A 22,890-nucleotide genomic window follows, 5' to 3' on the forward strand; every position below is an offset into this window, starting at 1 on the left:
TGAATACTTTCTTAAATATCCAAGTGCAAGATATAAAAAGGTTTAATAGTTTATGTTATTTTTCAAACTAAAACGTTAGTATTTAAATAAAATTTAATGCAGGTTTTAATTTTTATAAAAATTAACAAAATTTGATTAAATTTGTGTTTGAAAAAACTATTCTACAGTTTGAAATTTAAGATTCTTCCTGTTTAATTTAATTTAGCTTTTTGGATATATTGTCAAAATCCCCTACAGGATATTTTTATGAAAGAATACGGAAGTAATGTTCAGAAATTGGTCGAACAGATCATATCTATTCCTGATAAAGAAAAGAGAACCAAGCACGCTCATATTTTGGTTGAACTCATGAGGCAGATACATCCTCAAATGCGTGATGGAGCCGATTATAGCAAAAAACTATGGGACGATTTGTACATCATGGCCAATTTTGATCTTGATGTAGATAGTCCATATCCACCGCCGCCTAAAGAAATATTGGGTAAAAAACCAATGCAGATCCCTTACTCACAGACCAAACTAAAGCATAGACTTTACGGAAGAAATCTTGAGCTTTTGGTGCTTAAAGCAATGTTGGCAGAAACCATGGATGAGCGAAAAGCGTTTATTTCGTATTTGGTGAAATTGATGAAATCTTTTTTCCTAAATTGGAACAAGGATACTATTGAAACTAATGTTTGTCTGAATCAAATTTTGGATTTGTCAGGCGGAAAGCTAAAGGCAGAAATTGACGATCTTCGTGCAAACGGAATTTGGGAAGATGCAAGCCCGAAAGACGGTAGCAATGGAAACAATTGGCCAAGACAAAGTTTTCAAAACTATGCATCTAGGCCAGATCGTGGAGGAAACGATAGAAGAGATAGGAGTGGGAATAATAATCGAAATCCTAACCAAAGGCCAAACAATCCAAATAGTAACAACGGTAACAATAAAAACCGTTTTAATAATAACAATAATAGAAGAAGACCTATTTAATATATGGCCTCATTTAAGATAAAAGGTGGTAATAAATTGCAGGGAGAGTTAACCCCTCAAGGGGCTAAAAACGAAGCTTTGCAGATTTTATGTGCGGTTTTGTTGACAAAAGAACCTGTGATAATCCATAATATTCCGAACATCAGAGATGTAAATAAGCTGATGGAACTTCTGGAAGACATGGGTGTGAAACGAAGTAAAGTTGGTGAGGGAAGCTACAGGTTTGAGGCTGATCAGGTTCAGTTTGAGTATTTTGAATCTCAAGAATATAAAGAAAAAGCTGCTGAGTTAAGAGGTTCAGTAATGTTATTGGGACCAATGTTAGGTCGCTTTGGAAAAGGAAAGGCACCTAAACCAGGCGGAGATAAAATAGGAAGAAGGCCTTTAGATACGCATTTTATTGGTTTTCAGAAACTTGGAGCAGAGTTTAATTATGACCAAGACGATTTTTTCTATTCTATAGATGGCTCAAAAATGAAAGGCTCGTATATCTGGATGGAAGAAATTTCTGTGACAGGTACAGCCAATGTTTTGATGGCCGCAGTTTTGACAGAAGGAACAACTACAATATACAATGCGGCTTGTGAGCCATACCTTCAGCAATTGTGCAAAATGCTTAACAGCATGGGTGCAAAAATCTCAGGAGTTGGTTCTAATCTATTGACCATAAAAGGCGTAAAAGAATTGGGTGGTTGTGAGCATACCATGTTGCCTGACATGATTGAGATTGGTAGTTTTATTGGGCTTGCAGCAATGACAGGTTCTGAAATCACCATCAAAAACTGTCGAATTCCAGAATTGGGTATTATTCCAGATACATTTAAGAAATTAGGTATCCAAATGGAGTTTAGGAATGATGATATCTATATTCCTGCACAAACCAATTATCAAATAAATACTTTAATAGATGGTTCTATTTTAACTATCTATGATGCTCCATGGCCAGGATTTACGCCTGACTTGATTTCTATCATCCTAGTAACTGCCATTCAAGCCAAAGGAACTGTTTTGGTTCATCAGAAAATGTTTGAGTCAAGATTGTTCTTTACGGATAAACTGATAGACATGGGCGGGCAAATAATTCTTTGTGACCCACATAGAGCTACTGTAGTAGGTTTAAACAAAGAGAAAAACCTCAGAGGAATCAGGATGTCATCACCAGATATTAGAGCAGGAGTTGCATTACTAATAGCTGCACTTTCGGCAGACGGAACGAGCATTATTGACCACATAGAACAAATAGATAGAGGTTACCAAAATATCGATACCAGGCTAAATGCCATTGGGGCCGATATAGTTAGAATGTGATTTTTGGAATAGAAATATTAAAATAGCTGCCTTTTTGGCGGCTATTTTTGCTTATAAGGTTAATGGGAATGTAACATTACCACAATCCAACAAATAAACCGTACCTTTGCACCTTAATCGAAATACCGTTTTTGGTATTTCAAAATACGAATTTATGTCATTTGAAAATTTAGGACTCTCCAGTCCGATACTGAAAGCAGTAAAAGAAAAAGGTTATATCACTCCCTCACCAATACAAGAAAAAGCTATTCCACTTGTTTTAGATAGAAAAGATATTTTGGCTTCGGCCCAAACGGGTACAGGCAAAACAGCAGGTTTTACGTTACCAATTTTGCAGATTTTGTCTACAACACCCAATCAAGGCAGAAGAAAAATCAGGTCCTTAATTTTGACCCCAACGAGAGAATTGGCTGCTCAGATTTATGAAAATATTAAAGAATACAGCGTTTATTTAGATATTAAAGCTACGGTAGTTTTTGGTGGTGTAAATATAAATCCTCAGATTTCAACTTTGAAAAACGGAATTGATATCTTAGTTGCTACACCAGGTAGATTATTGGACTTACACGGACAAAGAGCCTTGTCGCTTGCCAATGTTGAGATTTTGGTTTTAGACGAAGCCGACCGAATGCTGGATATGGGTTTTGCAAAAGATATCAAAAGAGTGCTAGCATTGGTGCCAGAAAGACGCCAGAATCTATTGTTCTCGGCTACTTTTTCTTTGGAAATCAAGCAATTAGCAGCTGGTATTTTGCACAATCCTGAAATGGTGGAAGCATCCCCTGAGAATACTACAGTCGAAAAAATTGAACAGAGAGTAATTTTGGCTGATAAGAATCGCAAGCCTTCGATGCTTGTGAAAATGATAAAAGAAGACAATTGGGATCAAGTATTGGTTTTCACAAGAACCAAACATGGTGCTAATAAACTTACAGAGAAACTTCAAAAATCAGATATTACTTCTGCGGCCATTCATGGCAATAAGTCACAAGGAGCCCGGACAAAAGCTTTGGATGATTTTAAGAAAAATGAAATACAAGTTTTAGTAGCTACTGATATTGCTGCCCGAGGTTTAGATATTCCACTTTTGCCTCATGTTGTAAACTATGAACTACCAAATGTTCCTGAAGATTATGTACACCGCATTGGTCGTACGGGTAGGGCAGGAGCAAGTGGTGAAGCTGTTTCTTTTGTTTGCAGTGAAGAGTATGATTTCCTAAGAGGTATAGAAAAATTGTTAGGTCAGAAGTTTGAAAGAGAAACAATGTTGGGTTATGAACCTACTGAGGAGGAATCAATAGCTCCTTCAAAGGCCGAGCATAGACGCCCAAATAATAACTTCAGAAAGCCAAACCCTCAAAGTGGAGGTGGAAGGTCGCCGCATAGTGGTGGAGGGAGTTCAACCTCTGACAGCAAAAAGCCTAAGAGGTTTTTTGGTAAAAGGTAATAAAATTCTATTTTGAAGCATAAAAAAAATCAGCGACCCCACAGGAATCGCTGATTTTTAGTTTAAAACTTTCTCTTTTTACCCAATCCAAGCCTCAACTTCCTCTTTGCTTGGCATTTTCGCATCTATTTTTAGTTTTTTACGCATACCGCCTAAGTCATTGAAAACTTTATTGGCATTTGCTCCTTTTAATGCTTCTATAGTATGGAAACCCATTTTTTGTAAAGCAGGAATCCAAACAGCTGGTACGCCAACAGCAATATAATCTTCTTCTGAAGCTACCTCAACTCTTTTCTCAGGTCGCATTTGAGGGAAGAAAAGTACTTCTTGTATACTTGCATTATTTGTCAACATCATCGTTAATCTATCGATACCTATACCAATTCCTGCAGTAGGAGGCATGCCGTATTCTAAAGCCCTAATAAAGTCCTCGTCAAGCACCATAGCTTCTTCGTCACCTCTTTCGGCTAGTTTTAACTGCTCCTCAAAACGCTCCCTTTGGTCTAAAGGATCGTTAAGCTCAGAGTAAGCGTTGGCTATTTCCTTTCCATTTACAAACAACTCAAAACGCTCCACCAATCCTGGCTTGCTTCTGTGTTTTTTAGTCAATGGAGACATTTCCACTGGATAGTCGATGATGAAAGTTGGCTGAATCAAGTGAGCCTCTACTTTTTCTCCAAATATCTCATCTATCAATTTTGCCTTGCCCATGGTATCGTCTATTTCCATCCCCCATTCTTTGCATTTTAGACGAAGCTCTTCCTCAGTTGAAGCATCTACATTTACGCCAGTGTGTTTTTCAATGGCCTCAATGATAGACAATCGCTCAAATGGTCCTTGGAAATCAATTGTGTGGTCACCTAAAGGGAATTTAGTGTTTTCATGTACAGCCAATGCTACTTTTTCAAACAAAAGCTCAGTGAACTCCATCATCCAGTTGTAGTCTTTGTATGCCACGTAGAACTCCAAAGAAGTAAACTCCGGGTTGTGCGTACGGTCCATTCCTTCGTTTCTGAACATTTTGCCAAATTCATAAACGCCATCAAAACCACCAACAATTAATCTTTTAAGATACAATTCGTTGGCGATACGCATAAATAAAGGCATATCTAGCGTATTGTGATGTGTTTTAAAAGGTCTTGCCGATGCACCACCATGAATGGGTTGCAATATGGGCGTTTCTACTTCTAGCCAGCCTTTGTTGTCAAAAACCTGACGCATGGTGCTAACTATTTTCGCTCTTTTTATAAAAATATCACGGTTTTCAGGATTTACGATTAAGTCAACATATCGCTGACGAAATCTCTGCTCAGGATCAGTAAAACCATCGTGAATGTTACCTTCTTCATCTCTTTTAACTACTGGAAGTGGTTTCAAAGATTTTGAAAGCAATTTAAATGAGCGAACATGTATAGAAATTTCTCCAGTTTGCGTCTCGAAACAAAAACCGTTGATACCTACGATATCACCTATATCTAGTAATTTCTTAAATACTGTATTGTAAAGTGTTTTGTCTTCATCAGGACAAAGATCGTCTCTTCTTAAATAGATTTGGATTCTACCAGTCTCGTCTTGCAATTCTGCAAACGAAGCCGAACCCATGATTCTAAAGCCCATCAGCCTTCCAGCTACGCTAATGTCTTGAAAATCAAACTTATTGTGTTTCCAATGCTTTAAAATATCTCGAATAGTCGTATTGGTATTGAAGCTTTCTGCTGGATATGGGTCTATACCCATTTTCATCAGCTCCTCTCTTTTTTGCCTTCTTAGTATTTCTTGTTCGCTTAAAAGCATGTTTTTATTTCTTGTTTTCTTGAAAATCGTGCAAAATTAACATTTTTTGGGCATTTCTTTTTCATAAATTTGAGTTTATTGCCCTGTTCCATTTATTTTTAATCAAAAAAAATATTTTCCTAAGATATTATTCAAGAAATTGCTTTTTTTGTCGTTGGTTATAAAAAATTAAAACTATCTCCTTATAAAATGAAAATTAAAAATCTACTTTCTTTTCTCTTTTTTTTCTCCATTACTTCAACAGTTATTGCTCAGAATATCACAATAATAGGAAATGTAAAAGATGCTGAAACAAAAGAAGGATTACCATCTTGTAACATCTTTGTTAACAGTACCACTATTGGTGTTAATTCCGACTTGGAAGGTAATTTTAGATTTAATGGATTGAATTTCAGCGAGTTTGATTTAGTGTTTACTTATGTTGGTTATGTTTCTGTTACTAAAAAGATCGTTGCAAAAGAAGGAGAAACCATTACTGTAAATGTTGAGTTGAAACCTTCAGACAATATGTTAACTGAAGTTCAGGTTAAGTCAAAACGAGATAAAAAATGGGAAAAGCAATTAAAAAAGTTCAAGAATTATTTTCTAGGGTACAGTGAATTTGCCGATAAATGTGAGATAGAAAATGCCTGGGTAATAGATTTCGAAGAAACGGATGAAGGTTTTTCGGCTAAAGCTCAAGAGCCAATAAAAATTGTAAATACAGCACTAGGCTACCAAGTTTCATTTGAACTCATAGATTTTTTTGTAGGTAAAGACGTACATAGAATTGGAGGCAATGTGTATTTCACAGAATTGGTGCCTAACAACAAGGCTAAGCTCGAAGAATGGTACGCCAATAGAGCTTTATCCTATAAAAAATCTCCAGCTTTTTTGTTCAAATCTCTAATTGATAATAAATTAGAAGGGGATAGGCTTCAATTGTATATTCCGAAGCCCGGTTCGAACGCTATTAGAACGGATAATTTTGATATTGAGTTAGGAAAAAGTGTTATTAGTTTTGATACAAAAAACTTAGTCGGAAATGGTAAAAGTCCTGAGATTAAAAAGATCTATATTCCAAATGAACTGGAGGTTCATAATCAGGGTGTTAAGTCAGACCTAAGGACTTATCAAGGAGTTGATTATGGTATAAGTTGGATGCAAGTAAAAGGCAATAATGTATATGTAAATACTAACGGCATGCCTTTCAATGTAAAAGACATTGTAGTTTCTGGCGATATGGATTATTTGAAGGTTTCTGGGATATTACCTACGGATTATGACCCAAGCAGTTCGGCAAATGAAGCCTATTTTCTTAAATTTGAGAAACCACCTTTTGCCGAAAAAGTACACTTGCATACAGACAGGACGGCTTATTTTCAAGGAGATAAGATTTGGTACAAAGCCTATTTGAATTATACTTCATTTGCTGCCAAAGACTCTGCAAGTAAAGTTTTGTATGTGCAATTAATAAACCCAAATCAGGAAATTTTAGAAAACCAGAAGCTGGAAGTTTCAAATGGATTTGCTTATGGGAATATTGAACTACCTGCCGATTTACCCAAAGGGAATTATCAAATCAGAGGTTTTACCAATTATATGCGGAATTTTGATGGAATGATGTTTTCTGAAATATTGCCAGTTTTTTCTAGAAACGAGATGCCAGAATATTCCACAGCCGAACCATCTGATTCTATTGTATTAAGGGTTTTGCCAGAAATAGATTCTTATGATCTGAAAACAGGAGAATTTACACTTTCATTTAAAGATTTGGCTCAAAATCCTATGGGGGCCAATTTCTCTGTTTCGGTCAACAATCCCAATTTTGCTCCTGAATTTGATTTTTTTCCTAAAATTTCATCAGATTTAAATTTAAAAGAAGTTCAAAAAGTGAGAGAGTTTCCTTACCGTATGGAATATGGATTAGAAATAGATGGGGTGTTTTTGGATAAAAAAAGAGTACCACAGAAAGGTGAATTGAACGTTTTTGTAAATAATCTTCAAAACTTTAGTTCTACATCGGCAGATGCTAGTGGAAACTTTGTGTTCAAAAACCTAAGCTTTTATGGTGATGCCGATATCTATCTTCAACCTGTTTCTAAAAAACAAAAAGAAAATATTTTCATCATAAAAAATGATAATGATTTTCCTAAAGTTTCACCTAGTCCGAAAATTGATGAAATAAAAAAGAAAACTTCCAATTTGCCATATTTTGAAGATATTAAAGAAGAAGAATTGGTAGCAGCGGAAGAGAAAAAGGTTGAAAGAAATACGCAGAAAATGCTCTATGGTAAAGCTGATTATGTGATTGAGGAATCGGAGATTAATTACAATAATGGTATTACTGGGGTTATCAATAGTATTTTAAGAAAAGTGCCAAGTGCAAGAAACTCTAATGGAAGTATTGTTTTAAGAGGTGGAGCAGCATCTGTTTTTAACTCTAATTTTGCTCTGGTTTTGATAGACGGAGTGCCAATGGGAAGCTTAAATTCAGTTCAAGTCAATAATATCGCAAAAATCGAAGTAGTTTCGAGAATGGCACCTATGTATGGAGATTTAGGGAAAAATGGAATAGTTTCGATTTTCTTAAAAGACAAGAAAAGTGCAAATGAAGAGATGATAGGAAAAAACTTTACTCAGGTTGCCTTGAAAGGCTACAATAGGCCGGAGGTATTTATTCCCGCCAGAATCAAAATGATAAATGAAACCAATAAGCCAACTATATATTGGAACCCTGAAGTAATAACCAATGAAAAAGGCTTGGGGCATTTTAGTATTGGTGAAAATGCCACTTTACCCTTGAAGGTTTGCATAGAAGGAGTGACTCAAAATAATATTCCTTTTAGAAAAGTGTTTTATTTAAAGTAAAATAAGCCTTAATTTGGGTTTGAAATTGAAAAGTTCTTGATGAAAAATAGAAAATTGCTCGTTATTTTGGTCGTGATATTAGGGCAATGTACACCAAAGTCAACCCCAAAACAACAGACTTCTATACTACAAGATACCGAAATACCCAACAAAAGGGAGTTTAGGGCAGCTTGGGTTGCTACAATCGAGAACATTGATTGGCCATCGCGTAAAACGCTAAGTACGGATCAGCAGCAAAATGAGTTTGTGTCAATTTTGGAAATGCACCAAAAAACAGGTTTAAATGCCGTTTTGGTACAAGTCAGAGCAGCATCTGATGCTTTTTATGCTCGCAGCAATGAGCCTTGGTCTGAATGGCTCACCGGTACTCAAGGTAAAGCTCCAGAACCTTACTATGATCCTATGCGGTTTATGATTGAAGAAGCTCATAGCCGCAATATGGAGTTTCATGCATGGCTAAACCTAAACCGTGGTACACAAAGAAATGCTAAATCTGTGGCTAGAGACAATATCACTAATCTGCATCCGGATTGGTTCTTAAGTTATGGTGGTTATAAACTCTATAATTTTGGATTACCTCAGGTCAGAGAATATTTGGTAGAATTAGTCACAAATATGGTAAAAGCCTATGACTTAGACGGCATTCATTTTGATGACTATTTTTACCCTTATGCGGTGGCAGGAGAAACCTTGGAAGACGGAAATGCCTTTAAGAAGTATGGTCGGGGTTTTGATAATATAGAGGAATGGAGAAGACATAATATCGATCTTTTGATAAAAGATATTTCGGATGCGATTAAACATGAAAAAAAATGGGTGAAGTTTGGCATAAGCCCATTCGGAGTTTGGCGAAATGCTTCCAAAGATAAAGAAGGTTCGATGACTGAAGCTGGGCAAACCTCCTATGATAATCTTTATGCAGATACTAGGAAATGGGCAAAATACGGTTGGATTGACTACATAGCTCCACAAGTATATTTTGCTTTTGACCATCCCAAAGTGCCTTATAAAACTTTGGTAGATTGGTGGAAAGACAACCATGGCAATCGGAACCTATATATAGGCCATAGTGCCTATAAAGTTGATAAAGAATCAAAAGAGAAAAGTTGGAGGAGTGCATCACAAATTGGTAAACAAATAAGATATAATCATTCTTCCTCAGATATTTCTGGTAGTATATTTTTTAGTACTAAATCTCTGACAAATAGGAGTTTGGGAATAAGTGATACGCTCAAACAAATCTACAAATACCCAGTTTTGCAGCCTATTATGCCTTGGAAAGACAATATTCCTCCGAATAACCCGGCCGAGCTCGAGGCAAAAAGGGTGGAAAATATCGGAGCCGTTATAACTTGGAAAATGCCCGAAAAAGTAGCTAGAGATAGAGATGAAATTCAAAGTTTTGTGCTTTATAGATTTGAAGAAAACGAAGTTATAAATCTTGAAAACCCTAAGAAAATAGTATCCATTATTCGAAATGTGGGCATTTTGAGTTATGCGGATAATAAAATTTCGAAAAAAACGAGTTATTTTTATGTAATCACAGCCCTGGATAGACTTCATAATGAAAGTAGCCCAAGCAATCAATTTTTTCTAAAATGAGTACAACAGAAATTTACCAAAAAATTGAATTGGTATTTGCAGACTATGCAGAAAGTCTGGATACATATTCTCCTAGACAGTTTGAATTTAAAGCAAACGAAGAAACCTGGTCTTTGGCTCAGATGTACGAGCATGTATGTCTTACAAGTAAGAAGTTTTTCTTGGCCAATACCAAAAGATGCCTAGAAAAAAGAAATGGACAAGAAAGTGGAAACAAAAACAGTGGTGGCGAAAACGTATTTAAATATGGAGGTTTTCCGCCCAAAATGAAATTTAAAATGCCAGCTGCTGTAGCCGAAATACCTATTCATGGCCAATCTATTGAACATTATAAAAAAGAGATTGAGGAGATTTTAAGTTCCGCTAAAATGTTTTTGGAAGCTGTAGAATTTGATCTTGGAACTTACAAAACGCAACATCCTGCCTTGGGGATGTTAAATGCTAAAGAGTGGTTTCATAGTTTAGAGATGCACTCTAGACACCATCTAAACCAAAAAGCCGAACTAGAGGCTTTGGCATCTCATGTCTGATATCAAATATAGACTTTACCCAACTTTGCTCAACGAGTTTGGCAAATACCTAGGTTCTCCAACCCAAGAAAATCGCATAAGCCTGATGAACCGTATCAATAGGGTGGTAGACTTTGATGATGCTACGCTCAAGAAATTCAAAAAGGGAATATCGTTTGAAGATGCTTTGCTAAAAAACAAACCGCACAAGTTTGACCAAAGAATTGTAGACGAGGCAATAGCTATGCTTCCCGAAAATAAAATAGCTCAAATGCCCGTAAAGTTTAACCACGGCAACATCCAGTTTTACGGATATGCTGATGTAGTAGGAGAGGGAAGAGTGATAGACATAAAGACTACTGCTAAATACACCGCTCCCAAGTTCAAGTTCAATTTCCAGACGCTTTACCTCTATGGACTAAAAGATAAAGGTTGTAAACAAATGGAATACCTCATCTACGATTTCAATAAAATACATATAGAAACCTACACACTAGACACTTTTGATTTCTCTCTAATGCTCCACCAAATGGAGCTTTTCACCGAATTCCTAGAAGATAACCGCCACTTCATCAAAGACAAAAAGATCTTTGTGCAGGAAGTGAGTGGGGGATTGTTTGGGTGAAAGTTTTTTTGATTGGTATAAGTGACTTATTTTCAATTACTTGCAAATATTTTGTTTTTTTTATTTATCTACGCAAATTCATTGCGTACTGCTTTCTCAATTTTGTATCATCAAATTATAGAAAACAATTGAGAAGGTCAATTAAAGGGTTCGAGTCCCTTATGTTTTGCGATAAAAGGTGATTTCTTGAACCTGATGTGGGTATCCGCATGCCCCATAGTATTTGAGAAGTAACTTTAAATATGCTGTCAGAAATATTGCTTTTTATCACCATTTGTGTGTCGAGGGTTCGAATCCCTCTCCTTGGTAAAGGATAACTCAGTCCGGTAGAGTAACAAACTTATGCAGGTTCGAATCCTGCCTAACTTGTTAAAGTTAGTAGCTAAATGGATAAGCAGTTGATTTTGGTTCAACCAAAAAGGGATTTACCCTCCCAAAAGGGTTACAGCCAGTCTGAAGTTTTCTAGCTTGGATTCAAATCGAAATCTGGAAATTCAGACAAAACTTGAAAAAAGAGGATACCGAATAGAAAAGGTTTTAGCTTTTTGGATAGGCAGTATTTTATTTAGTTAAGGAGACTCTTTTGAAAACTTAATTTAATAATTTATTAAATATTTAAAAACTAGATTTCTAATTCTAAACTTAATCTGATTTCCGTTTTCATGAAATGAAGACTTTGGACTGGTTATTTTTAAATTTTAAACATTTATAGAAAATGAAAAAAGTAAGAGTAAGCATCAATCAAATAGGATTGGTATTAAAAAATGATGAATTCGTTGAAATCTTGACAACAGGAGTTTATTGGTTTTGGAAAAACGAAAGTGTTTATGTGTATGAGAAAGGTAGCTTGTTCATTGCTCCTATTGATATGAATCTATTGTTGCAACATCAAGAGATTTTAGACGCCTTAGAAATCGTTGAAATTGGAGACAATGAAATTGTGTTACAGTTTGAAGATAATGTATTTAAGTCTGTTATGACAGCCGGAAGATATGCATATTGGAAAGGCTTGAGAAATTATAGATTTGAAAAATATGACATTTCAAAAATAGAAATTGACGCATTTTTTGATAGACAATTATTGACAAGGCTTTCAAATTACGTAAGGACTTATACTATTGAATCTTATGAAAAAGGCCTTTTGATAGTTGATGGCAAATTAGTGAAGATATTGGAAGCTGGAACTTATTACTGGTGGAAAAATGCCATTTCTATTCAAGTTGCTAAAACGGACGTAAGGCAATTGCAGCTAGAAGTTTCTGGGCAAGAAATTCTAACCAAAGATAAAGCAACTTTGAGATTGAATTTTTATGTTCAATACCAAGTTACGGATATCGAAAAAGCTCTTTTTAGAAATAAAGAGTACGAAAAGCAACTGTACATTTTAATGCAATTTGCATTGAGAGAGTATGTGGGTGGATTTTCATTAGACGAGCTTTTGGATAAAAAAGATTTGGTTTCTGAATATGTCATTAAAAACGCAAGTGAAAAAGTGGCTGACTTAGGAATTGAACTAAAAAATGCGGGAATCAGAGATATAATCTTGTCAGGTGAAATGAAAGACATCATGAACCAGGTATTGGTTGCTGAGAAAAAAGCTCAAGCAAACATCATCATGAGGAGAGAAGAAACGGCTTCAATGAGAAGTTTGTTGAACACTGCCAAATTGATGGAGGAAAACGAAACCTTATGGAAATTGAAAGAAATGGAATATGTTGAGAAAATTGCGGATAAAATCAACACAATTTCAGTTTCAGGAAATGGCCAGATTTTGGATCAGTTGAAACAGATTTTTGTTAAAAACTAATGTGAACACAGTTTGTATTTCGATACATTCTGTGTTTTTTGTTGATATTTGCGGATGGAAAAACTTTTATTTGTATGCTCTAGAAACAAGCGTCGAAGTCTGACTGCTGAAATGGTCTTTCGAGATAATTTAGATTATGATGTAAAATCGTGCGGTACAAATAATGGTGCAAGAGTGAAAATTACAATTGGACTAATTGGTTGGGCCGATAAAATCATTTTTATGGAAAAAAGGCATAAAGAAATTGCTTCCTTTTCATTTGGAGATTCACTTTCAAAAAAACAAGTTCACGTCTTGAATATCAAAGATATTTATGAATTTATGGATCCGAAACTTGTCACTAAAATTACCCAAAAAATGCATGAGCTATACTTCGTAGTTTAGAAGCATTTTTGAAATTCTTTTCTTTAAAATTTCCTTTAGTTTAATAGGTTCCAATATTACCATACCTTCTCCAAAACCCAAAATTTCACGCTCGATTTCAAAGTTGTGTTGCACTTTTAGACTAATAATTATTCCATCATCTCTCTCTTCTTCAAGTACTTGTGAATGATGAAGCGGTTTAGTTAATACATATGGAGCATGATTTTTATTGACAAATAATTTGATGATAATTGGTCTGAGATTGTGGCTAACAGTTACTCCAAAAACATTTTTATAATAATCCTCTGAATTGAGATTTTCATTCAGTATAAATTCCTTATCAAGCAAAGTTTTTACGGCTATTATTCTATCTATTGCCAAATTTTGAATTATTTTCTTTGAATTCTTAACACCAACCGCAAACCATCTGTTTCGAAATTCTTTCATCCACCACACATGAAACTCAAACGATTGAGAGTCTATAGCTGTAAATGATTTGTAAGTAATTTCGATTGGTTTCTTTTGAATAGCTGATTGATAAATAATTTCCAAAAACTCTAATCCCTTTAAATTGTCATTTTTCTCAAAATCAATAATAGGTAATGATTTTTTTGTTGAAGAGTAAACATGATCTTCTAATTTCTGAACTACATCATTTAGCTGAGAAAAATGTGAAAAACCTTTGAATTGTTTAAGCATTTCTACAGCTTCGTTCATCTTAGATAAATCAGATTCTGAAAGGGGAATATTGGTAATACTATAATTTGGATCTTCATAGGTATAATACTTTTTGTCAGATACAATAATGGGAGCAAAATAGCCAAGTTTATCACTTCGCATCATTTGGATGTCAGCCTGAATGGTACGCTTACTAATGCCTTTTTCTGAACCTTCATATTCATACAAAGCATCCGAAACAGTCTCAATAATATCTTCCAAAGTCCATTTTCGGTTGCGTCTTTGTAAACAACTGTCTATTACTTTATACCTAATTAGTGCATTTCTATTTAGAGGCATATTGTTTTTTTTACAAAATATTAAAAAATATTTTATCTACGCAAGAAGAATGCGTAGAAGTGTGTGTATTTTGGGTATTAATTTGAAATAGAATGAAAGAAGAGATATTAAAAGAACTAAAAAGATTAGAAGAACAATATGAAATAAAGATTTTATTTGCTGTAGAAAGCGGTAGTAGAGCATGGGGGTTTTCTTCAACTGATAGCGACTGGGATGTTCGATATATTTATGTTCACAAATTAGATTGGTATTTAAAAATAGATCAATTGAAAGATAATCAAGAGGAAATTTTAGAAAATGATATTGATTTGGCAGGATGGGAATTAAAGAAAGCTTTAAAATTATTTAGGAAATCAAATCCTCCTTTGCTTGAATGGTTAAGAAGTCCCATTGTTTATAAAGATGAATTTTCTTTTTTTGAATTGTTGGGCGAAATGTCAAAAGAATATTTCAACTCGCAATCCTGCATGCATCACTATTTGCACATGGCGGAAGGTAACTTTAAAACCTATTTGCAAAATGACTTGGTAAGAATAAAGAAATATTTTTATGTGTTAAGACCTATTTTGGCTTGTGATTGGATTTTTAACAAAAATTCAGTTGCTCCAATGGAATTTCAGTTATTGGTAGAAAGTGAAGTGAAAGAAATTGAAATAAAAACAATAATAAAAGATTTGCTATCTCGTAAAATTTCAGGTGAAGAATTGGATATTGAACCCAAGATTCAAGTGATAAATGATTTTTTGGAAGCAAAAATTGTTTTTTATTCAAATTATTTAAAACTGAATAAGAATACTAGTAAGCCTGATACAGAAAGGTTGGACATGGTGTTTACAAAAACTCTTCGGATGGCCTGGGAGAAATAAAAAAAAGAGACGTTATTAAATTTTGGAATAGCAATATTTAAAAAAAAATGGAATCAATCAAAATAAAAGAACTAGGAAATATACCAGAAGAGCTTATCAAAGATTTTGATAGAGTTGCAAGTGGTCTTATCGAACATCAAGATTTTTCTGAAGAAAAAGTTTTAGGATTGTTCGCACAAATGTTAGAAAATCCAAAAAAGTACGCATATTCAAGAAATAAGGTCACCAATTTGGCGAAGAAAGTATTTGAACTTCAAAAAAGCGGAATTGAGATTGAATTGACAGAATTCGGCAAGTCTTGTTTGCCTATTGAGCAAACAATGTCGCTTGAAGAGAAACCAATTAGAGAATCTATGGAGTTTAATTTGCGAGAAGATAATTTAAATTATTCTATTTTTGGAGCAGATTATATAGAGCAAGGTGCTTTAAATCAAATGAATACAGCATTGAGTTTACCCATTTCAATCGCTGGTTCTTTAATGCCTGATTCCCACCAAGGTTACGGATTACCAATTGGAGGAGTATTGGCAACAGAGCCTGACAAAATAATTCCTTATGCAGTTGGAGTAGATATAGCATGTAGGATGTGCTTGTCTGTTTTCGATATTCCTGTTGACTTTTTCAAGAAAGAACCTCATTTGTTGAAAAAAAGCCTCATGGAAAAAACAAAATTTGGAATTGGTGGCGAAATAAGAGATAAAGTTGATGAGTCTGTGATGGACAAAATTGAATGGACTGCCACCAAGGTTATAAGAGATTTGAAAGATAAAGCCTACAAACAATTGGGTACCTCAGGTACGGGAAACCATTTTGTTGAATGGGGAATAATTGAAATCACAGAAGTGGATGAGACTTTAAATTTGCCCGTTGGTCAATATCTTGCATTGTTATCGCATTCTGGTTCAAGAGGGTTTGGAGGGACAGTTGCCGGTATTTACTCAAAAATTGCGAAGCAAAAGACTATTTTGCCAAAAGAAGCGTCTCATTTGGCTTGGTTAGATTTGAATACAGAGGAAGGTCAAGAATATTGGATAGCCATGAATTTGGCTGGAGACTATGCGTCTGCAAATCACCATGAGATACACGCGAAACTAGCTATGGCGATTTCAGCTAAGCCTATATTGATGGTTGAGAATCATCATAATTTTGCTTGGAAAGAAGTATATAAAGGTAAAGATGTGCTGGTTCATAGAAAAGGAGCAACTCCCGCTAATAAAAATGAGTTAGGAATTATTCCTGGTTCAATGACTGCTTCTGGGTTTGTTGTTAAAGGTTTAGGAAGTGAATCCTCAATCAATTCTGCTTCACATGGGGCAGGAAGGTTGATGAGTAGAACTGCGGCCTTAAATTCTATTACCAAAAGTTCAATGAACAAAGTATTAAATGATTTTGGAATTGAATTAATTGGAGGTGATTTAGACGAGGCACCCATGGTCTACAAGGACATAAACGATGTCATTTCAGCACAAAAAGATTTGGTTAAAGTTTTGGCTAAGTTTACCCCAAAAATTGTAAGAATGGCTGATGCGAATAGAAAAGAGGGGAGAGAGGATTAATTCACCTTCCCCTCACTCACCTCCTGAATCAAATCTGCCACAAGACCTGTCCAGCCTGTTTGGTGGGCTGCACCAAGTCCTTTGCCATTGTCGCCATGGAAGTATTCAAAAAATTGGTAATAATCGGTAAATTCTTTGTCTTTGTTGAGCTTTTCGTTGCCACCCATAAACGGTTTTTCGCCGTTTTTGCCTTTCTTAAATATATTGATCAATCGCTCCGAAATCTGCAAAGTGGCTTCTCTAATGGTCATTATCTCTCCCGAATCAGTCGGGTATTCTACTTCGTAATCTTCCCCATAATATTTTGAGTATTTATGTAAAGAGTCTATAATCAAATAGTTAAGTGGAAACCAAACAGGCCCACGCCAATTGGAATTTCCGCCCATTATGGTCAAGTCAGATTCTCCAGGCGTATAGGTTACATTTAGGTTTTCTCCGTGAAGATTGAAATGGTAAGGATTTTCTAAATGAAATTTCGACATACTTCTGATACCATAATCTGATAGGAACTCAGACTCATCAAAAAGACGCTTGAATACCATTTTCATACGGTGACCTCTCAAGAGCGACAACAAATGCGTTTCGCCTTTGCCTGGTTCATGCCATCTGGATATCAAACCTGCCAAATCTGGTCTGTTTTTCAAAATCCATTCCACACGTCGCTTAAAGTCAGGCAATTTCTGAAGCAATTGGTCATCTATAATTTCTACTGCACAAAGTGGGATAAGTCCTACCAATGATCTGATTTTCAGGAATAAAGTGTTGGCGTCTGGCGTATATATTTTGTCGTAGTAAAACTGGTCTTCTTCGTCCCAAAGGCCATTGCCCTCTTCGTCCATAGGTTTGTTTATGGCTGATGCAATATATAAGAAATGCTCGAAAAACTTCGAAGCCATATCTTGATAAGCTGGCCTTTCTAGTGATATCTCACAGGCAATTTTTAGCATATTTAGAGTATAAATAGCCATCCAGCCTGTGGCATCAGCTTGTTGGAGTTTTACGCCAGGTATTTGTGCATTTCTGTCAAAAACACCAATATTATCCAATCCTAAAAATCCACCCCCAAATATATTCTTTCCATCCTCGTCTTTTTGGTTTACCCACCAAGTGAAATTGAGCAATAGTTTATGGAAAATCCTCTCCAAAAATCCCACATCACCTTTTCCGCCGTTCATTTCTTTGTCTGTCTCGTATACCTTCCATGTAGCCCAGGCATGTACAGGAGGGTTTACGTCAGAAAAATTCCATTCGTATGCAGGAATTTGTCCATTGGGGTGCATATAATATTCCCGTAAAACCACAGCCAATTGCCTCTTTGCAAAATCCGGGTCTATTCTAGCCAAAGTAGCTGTATGAAATGCCAAATCCCAAGCTGCAAACCATGGATATTCCCATTTGTCTGGCATCGAAAGTATATTGGCCATATAGGCATGTTTCCAAGGACCGTTTCGTTCAAAAGCCCTCCCACGGAATTCAAATGGCATCTTTGGGTCGCCATTCATCCATTGGTTGATATTGTAGTAATAAAACTGCTTGCTCCACATCATTCCAGCAAAAGCCTGCCTCTGGATTGCTTTTTCCTCGTCTCGCTCTATGGTTTTTTGGATTGTTTCGTAGAAATCATCCGCATCATTTTTTGATTTCGTAAAAACTTCTTCGAAATCGCCAAATGGATCTTTTAATGCTGTTTCTTCCGAAAATCTCAAACAGAAAGTTTCCGACCCACCAGCTTTTATTATTCTAGTATATTTGGCAGATACTTTTGTGCCTATATGGTTGGGATTAATGGCCGTTTTTATTCCATTTACCACATAGTTGTCTATACCGTCTTTTACAAATTGTCCGGAATTTTCTTTTCCAAAAACTCGCTCCATGTTGGTTTCGTTTTCACAGAAAAGCAACTCGTCGGCATCTTTACAGTAGAGTTTCATTCTTTCAAACAACCTGTGGTTTACCTCAACCTGTTTGTTTGATATGCCAGAAAGTATAGGTTTTTTGTCAAACTCATCGTAACCCCATGACCAAGTATTTCTAAACCAAAGCGTAGGCAAAACAGTAATTGGAGCACTTTTCTTGCTACGGTTTTTTACAGTTGCTTTTATGAAAATATCGTTTTCTTCTTTTTTTGCATACTCTATAAAAATGTCGAAGTAGTTGTTGTCATCAAAAATACCCGTATCAATAATCTCAAATTCGTCTTCCTTGATACTTCTTTTGTGGTTTTCAGTAGTGATTTTTTCATAGGGGAATGCCGCAAAAGGATACTTGTACAACATTTTCATATAAGAGTGCGTTGGCGTGCTGTCTAGATAATAGTATAGCTCTTTTACGTCTTCTCCGTGGTTTCCTTCGTTATTGGTAAGGCCGAAAAAACGTTCTTTTAATATACTATCTTGGTGGTTCCAAAATGCAAATGCAAAGCAAATATGTTGTTTGTTGTCTGATATTCCGCCTATTCCGTCTTCACCCCAGCGATAAGCTCTTGAGCGTGACATGTCATGGGTTAGGTAATTCCAAGCGTCGCCGTATACGCTATAATCTTCTCGCACGGTTCCCCATTGTCTTTCAGAAAGATAAGGTCCCCATTTTTTCCAACCTTTATTGTCTGCCCTCTCCTGAAGTCTATTTCTTTCTGTATTAAATCCCATCTTATTTTTAGATTCCTTATTCTTTGGTTTATAGTATTAGGTTGTATTTTGCAAAAATATTGTTTTGAACTACTTCTCCAAACTTCTCATTCTTTTTCATTAAAAAGATATTCAATTTCCTTGATATCGTAATATTTTTGACCCGAATCAGATTCTATTTCTAGCATTCCAGCATTATTTATTCCAGTTATTTTGCCTTCAAAAATCATTCCTTTCGCTATGAATTTCCTTAATTCATTCATTCCAAATAAGTTATTAAGGTATTTTTCTAAAATTATAGCCGAGTTATTGCGTTTTAAGTTTTCAAAATTCGATTCAAAAAACTCACAAATTCTTTCGGCAAGCAGTTCAATGGTATTGAAAATGTTAGAATCTGACATAATTAATGAAGTTGCTCTTGGATTTTCAAATACTTTCTGATTTAAATTTATTCCTATTCCAATTATTGAATGATTCATTTTATTTCCAATCAGGCTATTTTCAATTAATATTCCTCCTGTTTTTTTTTCAAGAATATAAATGTCATTTGGCCATTTTATTTTTATGTTTTTATATCCAAAACTTTGGATTGCTTCTGCGACTGCTACAGCAGTGCATATACTTAAATAGAATTGGTTTTGGATTTTCAAGAAATCAGTTTTCAGAATAATAGATAGCAATAGGTTTTCTCCAGGTTTACTTTCCCATTTATTTCCTCTTTGGCCTTTTCCCGCTGATTGATGCTCTGTGATAATGACAGAACCATCAATAAATTCTGATTTTTGAATTATTTCGGCTGCTATGTCGTTGGTAGAATGACAAGTTGGCAGAAAAATTAGATTTTTCCCGACAAATAAAGTTTTGGGCTGAATTTTGACCAAAATATTTTAATTTAGCGTTTTATAGAAAATCTGTGATGTAAGAATCTTCGTTTGTATTCTCACCGCTCGCAAATTTAACCAATTTACAGTTTAATGAAGAAAAAGATTTCAAGTGAGGCGTTGTGTGATTCCGTAATAAATGGAATGCAAGAGAAAAAAGGTTTTGATATCGTAAAAATGGATCTTAGAAAAATACCTGGCTCAATTACCGATTTCTTCGTGATATGCTCAGGAAGCTCTGATACACAGATAGATGCAATAGCAGGCTCAGTAGATGAAGAAGTGTCAAAAAAATGCAAAGAATCTCCATGGCACAAAGAAGGTATCCAAAATAAAGAATGGATTTTGTTAGATTATGTTGACGTTGTAGTCCATGTTTTTAAAAAAGACCGCCGAGAGTTTTATGATATCGAATCACTTTGGGGCGATGCCGACATTTCTTATTACGGTGATACACTCGTTGCCTCAAAAACTCCTCTCAATTAACATTAATTATTGATTTTATTTAAAATTTAATATGTCTGAAAGCAACAACAAAAACTCTTCTGGTCAACCACGGAAGAAACTTACACCAAATCCAGGTGGATTACAAGGTTGGGTAGTGGCAGTTTTGATTCTGGCCATTATGGGATTGGTATTTTTCAGTAGTACCAATAAACTAGGTTCTGTTCCATATAAAACTTTCGAGAAGATGGTTTTGGCAGGAGATATAGAGAAGGTGTATTTAGTGAAAGGCACCAACACTTTGGAGGTGAACCTTAGCCCTCAAGCACTTACTAAGCCCGAATATCAAGAAAAATTAGGTAATAATAAATTCTCTACTGGGCCACATTTGAAAGTGGATATTGTTTCTGAAGACTCATTTATGTATGAGTACAATAATTTCCTTAAAACTGCCGAAATACCGGATGATGCTAAGGGGAAATTGTACCCTGAAACTATGACGAGAAGTGACTATATGAACATTTTTTGGCAGTGGTTTCCTATCTTGTTTTTCTTCGGATTGATGTATTTTATCATGACTAGGATGTCAGGAGGTGGAGGCCCAGGTGGGGCATTGTTTAATATCGGAAAATCTAAAGCGGCACTTTTTGATGCTGATAATAAAGTAAAAGTAACGTTTAAAGATGTTGCTGGACTAGACGAAGCCAAAGAGGAGCTTACTGAGATAGTAGAGTTTTTGAAAACACCAGGGAAATACACCGAGCTAGGTGCTAAAATACCAAAAGGAGCCCTTTTAGTAGGCCCTCCGGGTACAGGTAAAACATTGATGGCCAAAGCAGTAGCTGGTGAGGCTAGTGTGCCATTTTTCTCACTTTCAGGCTCTGACTTTGTAGAGATGTTTGTAGGTGTTGGTGCAGCTCGTGTGCGTGATTTGTTCAAACAAGCCAAAGAAAAAGCACCTTGTATCATATTTATAGATGAGATTGACGCAGTGGGTCGTTCGAGAGGAAAAGGCTCAATGCCAGGTGGAAACGACGAAAGAGAGAATACTTTGAACTCACTTTTGGTGGAAATGGACGGTTTTGGATCTGATTCAGGCATCATCATTTTAGCTGCAACTAACCGCCCAGATGTATTGGATTCAGCACTTTTGCGTGCAGGTAGATTTGACAGACAAATAAGTGTTGACGTACCTGACATGAACGGCCGTGAGCAAATATTCAAGGTTCACATGAAACCTATTAAGTTTTCAGAGGGAGTAGATCCTAAAAAGTTGGCAACTCAAACGCCTGGTTTTGCGGGTGCTGAAATTGCTAACGTATGTAATGAAGCAGCCCTTTTGGCAGCTAGAAGAGGACAGAGTCAAGTTGAAATGAAAGACTTTCAAGATGCAATAGATAGAGAGATTGGTGGTTTGGAAAAACGCAATAAATTGATTTCTCCTGAAGAAAAAGAAATTGTAGCTTTCCATGAGGCTGGACATGCTATCACTGGATGGTTTTTAGAGCACGCCAATCCATTGGTTAAAGTAAGTATAGTACCAAGAGGTATCGCGGCATTGGGTTATGCTCAATATTTGCCAAAAGAGCAGTATCTGTATCGTACGGAGCAACTGTTCGACGAAATGTGTATGGCTTTGGGTGGTAGAGCTGCAGAGGAGGTGGTATTTGGAAAAATCTCAACAGGTGCATTGAGTGACTTGGAGAAAATCACCAAAATGGCTTATAGCATGGTTACTATCTATGGTATGAATGACAAAATCGGCAATGTGTCTTTTTATGATTCAAAAGGTCAAGGAGAGTATTCGTTTACAAAACCATATTCTGAATCAACTGCTCAGATGATTGATCAGGAGGTTAAAATATTGATTGATTTGGCATATACCAAAACCATTGAATTGCTGAAAGAGAAAAGAGGGATGTTGGATATTTTGGCTCAGGAGCTATTAAAACGAGAGATTATCTACCAAGCTGACTTGGTTGGATTAATAGGTGAGCGACCTTTTGATAAGCCTACTGTTTATCAGGAATTTATGGATAAAAAGGACGTAGTGGAAGAGGTGATAGAGCCCGCCGAGAATGCAGAAGAAACAAAATAAAAATTAAACCCGAGCAATCGGGTTTTTTTTTGGAGTTTTTTAGAGTTTTTTTCTTTGAATACATAAATTGCATTTTAGATTTTTACAAATCGTTTTTTAAATAGGCACAGTATTTGTATTT

General features: G+C 35.7%; 17 protein-coding genes. 13 read left to right on the forward strand and 4 right to left on the reverse strand.

The window, feature by feature from the left end:
- Positions 1 to 246 precede the first annotated feature (246 nt).
- From EGI22_RS19110 to EGI22_RS19120, 3 genes are all read left to right on the forward strand, one after another.
- Positions 247 to 975 carry a DUF4290 domain-containing protein gene (locus EGI22_RS19110; protein WP_255070050.1) on the forward strand — a complete coding sequence of 243 codons (729 nt, stop codon included), beginning with the start codon at positions 247 to 249 and terminating at the stop codon, positions 973 to 975.
- A gap of 3 nt (positions 976 to 978) precedes the next feature.
- Entirely contained in the window at positions 979 to 2,283 is a 1,305-nt protein-coding gene (gene murA / locus EGI22_RS19115) for a UDP-N-acetylglucosamine 1-carboxyvinyltransferase (RefSeq protein WP_255070051.1), read from the forward strand.
- 154 nt (positions 2,284 to 2,437) lie between these two features.
- Positions 2,438 to 3,730 (forward strand): DEAD/DEAH box helicase, encoded by a 1,293-nt coding sequence (locus tag EGI22_RS19120; protein ID WP_255070052.1) that lies wholly within the window; start codon positions 2,438 to 2,440, stop codon positions 3,728 to 3,730.
- Positions 3,731 to 3,808: 78 nt separating this feature from the next.
- On the opposite strand, the gene lysS is transcribed toward EGI22_RS19120, so the two are convergent.
- Positions 3,809 to 5,524, reverse strand: coding sequence for a lysine--tRNA ligase (lysS, locus tag EGI22_RS19125; RefSeq protein ID WP_255070053.1), 1,716 nt, complete (start codon positions 5,522 to 5,524; stop codon positions 3,809 to 3,811).
- 189 nt (positions 5,525 to 5,713) lie between these two features.
- On the opposite strand from lysS, the gene EGI22_RS19130 reads away from it, so the two are divergent.
- The 6 genes from EGI22_RS19130 (at position 5,714) to EGI22_RS19155 (ending at position 13,301) form a co-directional block, all read left to right on the forward strand.
- Positions 5,714 to 8,374 carry a carboxypeptidase-like regulatory domain-containing protein gene (locus EGI22_RS19130; RefSeq protein ID WP_255070054.1) on the forward strand — a complete coding sequence of 887 codons (2,661 nt, stop codon included), beginning with the start codon at positions 5,714 to 5,716 and terminating at the stop codon, positions 8,372 to 8,374.
- 39 nt (positions 8,375 to 8,413) lie between these two features.
- A complete protein-coding gene (locus EGI22_RS19135; protein ID WP_255070055.1) occupies positions 8,414 to 9,976 on the forward strand; it encodes a glycoside hydrolase family 10 protein in 1,563 nt (520 codons plus the stop codon).
- Complete coding sequence (locus tag EGI22_RS19140; RefSeq protein ID WP_255070056.1) at positions 9,973 to 10,506, forward strand: DinB family protein; 534 nt, start codon at positions 9,973 to 9,975, stop codon at positions 10,504 to 10,506. The genes EGI22_RS19135 and EGI22_RS19140 overlap by 4 nt, the downstream gene beginning before the upstream one ends.
- Positions 10,499 to 11,110 (forward strand): hypothetical protein, encoded by a 612-nt coding sequence (locus EGI22_RS19145; RefSeq protein WP_255070057.1) that lies wholly within the window; start codon positions 10,499 to 10,501, stop codon positions 11,108 to 11,110. Before EGI22_RS19140 ends, EGI22_RS19145 begins: the two co-directional genes overlap by 8 nt.
- A gap of 715 nt (positions 11,111 to 11,825) precedes the next feature.
- Positions 11,826 to 12,917: a slipin family protein gene (locus tag EGI22_RS19150; RefSeq protein WP_255070058.1), complete on the forward strand. Its 1,092-nt coding sequence runs from the start codon at positions 11,826 to 11,828 to the stop codon at positions 12,915 to 12,917.
- Positions 12,918 to 12,971: 54 nt separating this feature from the next.
- Positions 12,972 to 13,301, forward strand: a complete 330-nt coding sequence (locus EGI22_RS19155) for a protein tyrosine phosphatase (RefSeq protein WP_255070059.1) — start codon at positions 12,972 to 12,974, stop codon at positions 13,299 to 13,301.
- Here EGI22_RS19155 and EGI22_RS19160 read toward each other — a convergent pair.
- Positions 13,284 to 14,297, reverse strand: a complete 1,014-nt coding sequence (locus EGI22_RS19160; protein WP_255070060.1) for a YafY family protein — start codon at positions 14,295 to 14,297, stop codon at positions 13,284 to 13,286. The genes EGI22_RS19155 and EGI22_RS19160 overlap by 18 nt on opposite strands.
- Positions 14,298 to 14,389: 92 nt before the next feature.
- On the opposite strand from EGI22_RS19160, the gene EGI22_RS19165 reads away from it, so the two are divergent.
- Both EGI22_RS19165 and EGI22_RS19170 read left to right on the forward strand, forming a co-directional pair.
- Positions 14,390 to 15,163 carry a nucleotidyltransferase domain-containing protein gene (locus EGI22_RS19165; RefSeq protein ID WP_255070061.1) on the forward strand — a complete coding sequence of 258 codons (774 nt, stop codon included), beginning with the start codon at positions 14,390 to 14,392 and terminating at the stop codon, positions 15,161 to 15,163.
- A 47-nt stretch (positions 15,164 to 15,210) separates the two neighbouring features.
- A complete protein-coding gene (locus EGI22_RS19170) occupies positions 15,211 to 16,719 on the forward strand; it encodes an RtcB family protein (protein ID WP_255070062.1) in 1,509 nt (502 codons plus the stop codon).
- Here the strand turns inward: EGI22_RS19170 and EGI22_RS19175 are convergent.
- Positions 16,716 to 19,367, reverse strand: a complete 2,652-nt coding sequence (locus tag EGI22_RS19175; protein WP_255070063.1) for a glucosidase — start codon at positions 19,365 to 19,367, stop codon at positions 16,716 to 16,718. The genes EGI22_RS19170 and EGI22_RS19175 overlap by 4 nt on opposite strands.
- 86 nt (positions 19,368 to 19,453) lie before the next feature.
- Entirely contained in the window at positions 19,454 to 20,227 is a 774-nt protein-coding gene (locus EGI22_RS19180; RefSeq protein WP_255070064.1) for a biotin--[acetyl-CoA-carboxylase] ligase, read from the reverse strand.
- Positions 20,228 to 20,320: 93 nt separating this feature from the next.
- Between EGI22_RS19180 and rsfS the strand changes: the two genes are divergently transcribed.
- Positions 20,321 to 20,713, forward strand: coding sequence for a ribosome silencing factor (gene rsfS, locus EGI22_RS19185; RefSeq protein WP_255070065.1), 393 nt, complete (start codon positions 20,321 to 20,323; stop codon positions 20,711 to 20,713).
- A 31-nt stretch (positions 20,714 to 20,744) separates the two neighbouring features.
- Positions 20,745 to 22,769, forward strand: a complete 2,025-nt coding sequence (gene ftsH, locus EGI22_RS19190; RefSeq protein ID WP_255070066.1) for an ATP-dependent zinc metalloprotease FtsH — start codon at positions 20,745 to 20,747, stop codon at positions 22,767 to 22,769.
- Positions 22,770 to 22,890 lie beyond the last annotated feature (121 nt).

The sequence above is a fragment of the Lacihabitans sp. LS3-19 genome (assembly GCF_024343575.1).
GTDB lineage: Bacteria > Bacteroidota > Bacteroidia > Cytophagales > Spirosomataceae > Leadbetterella.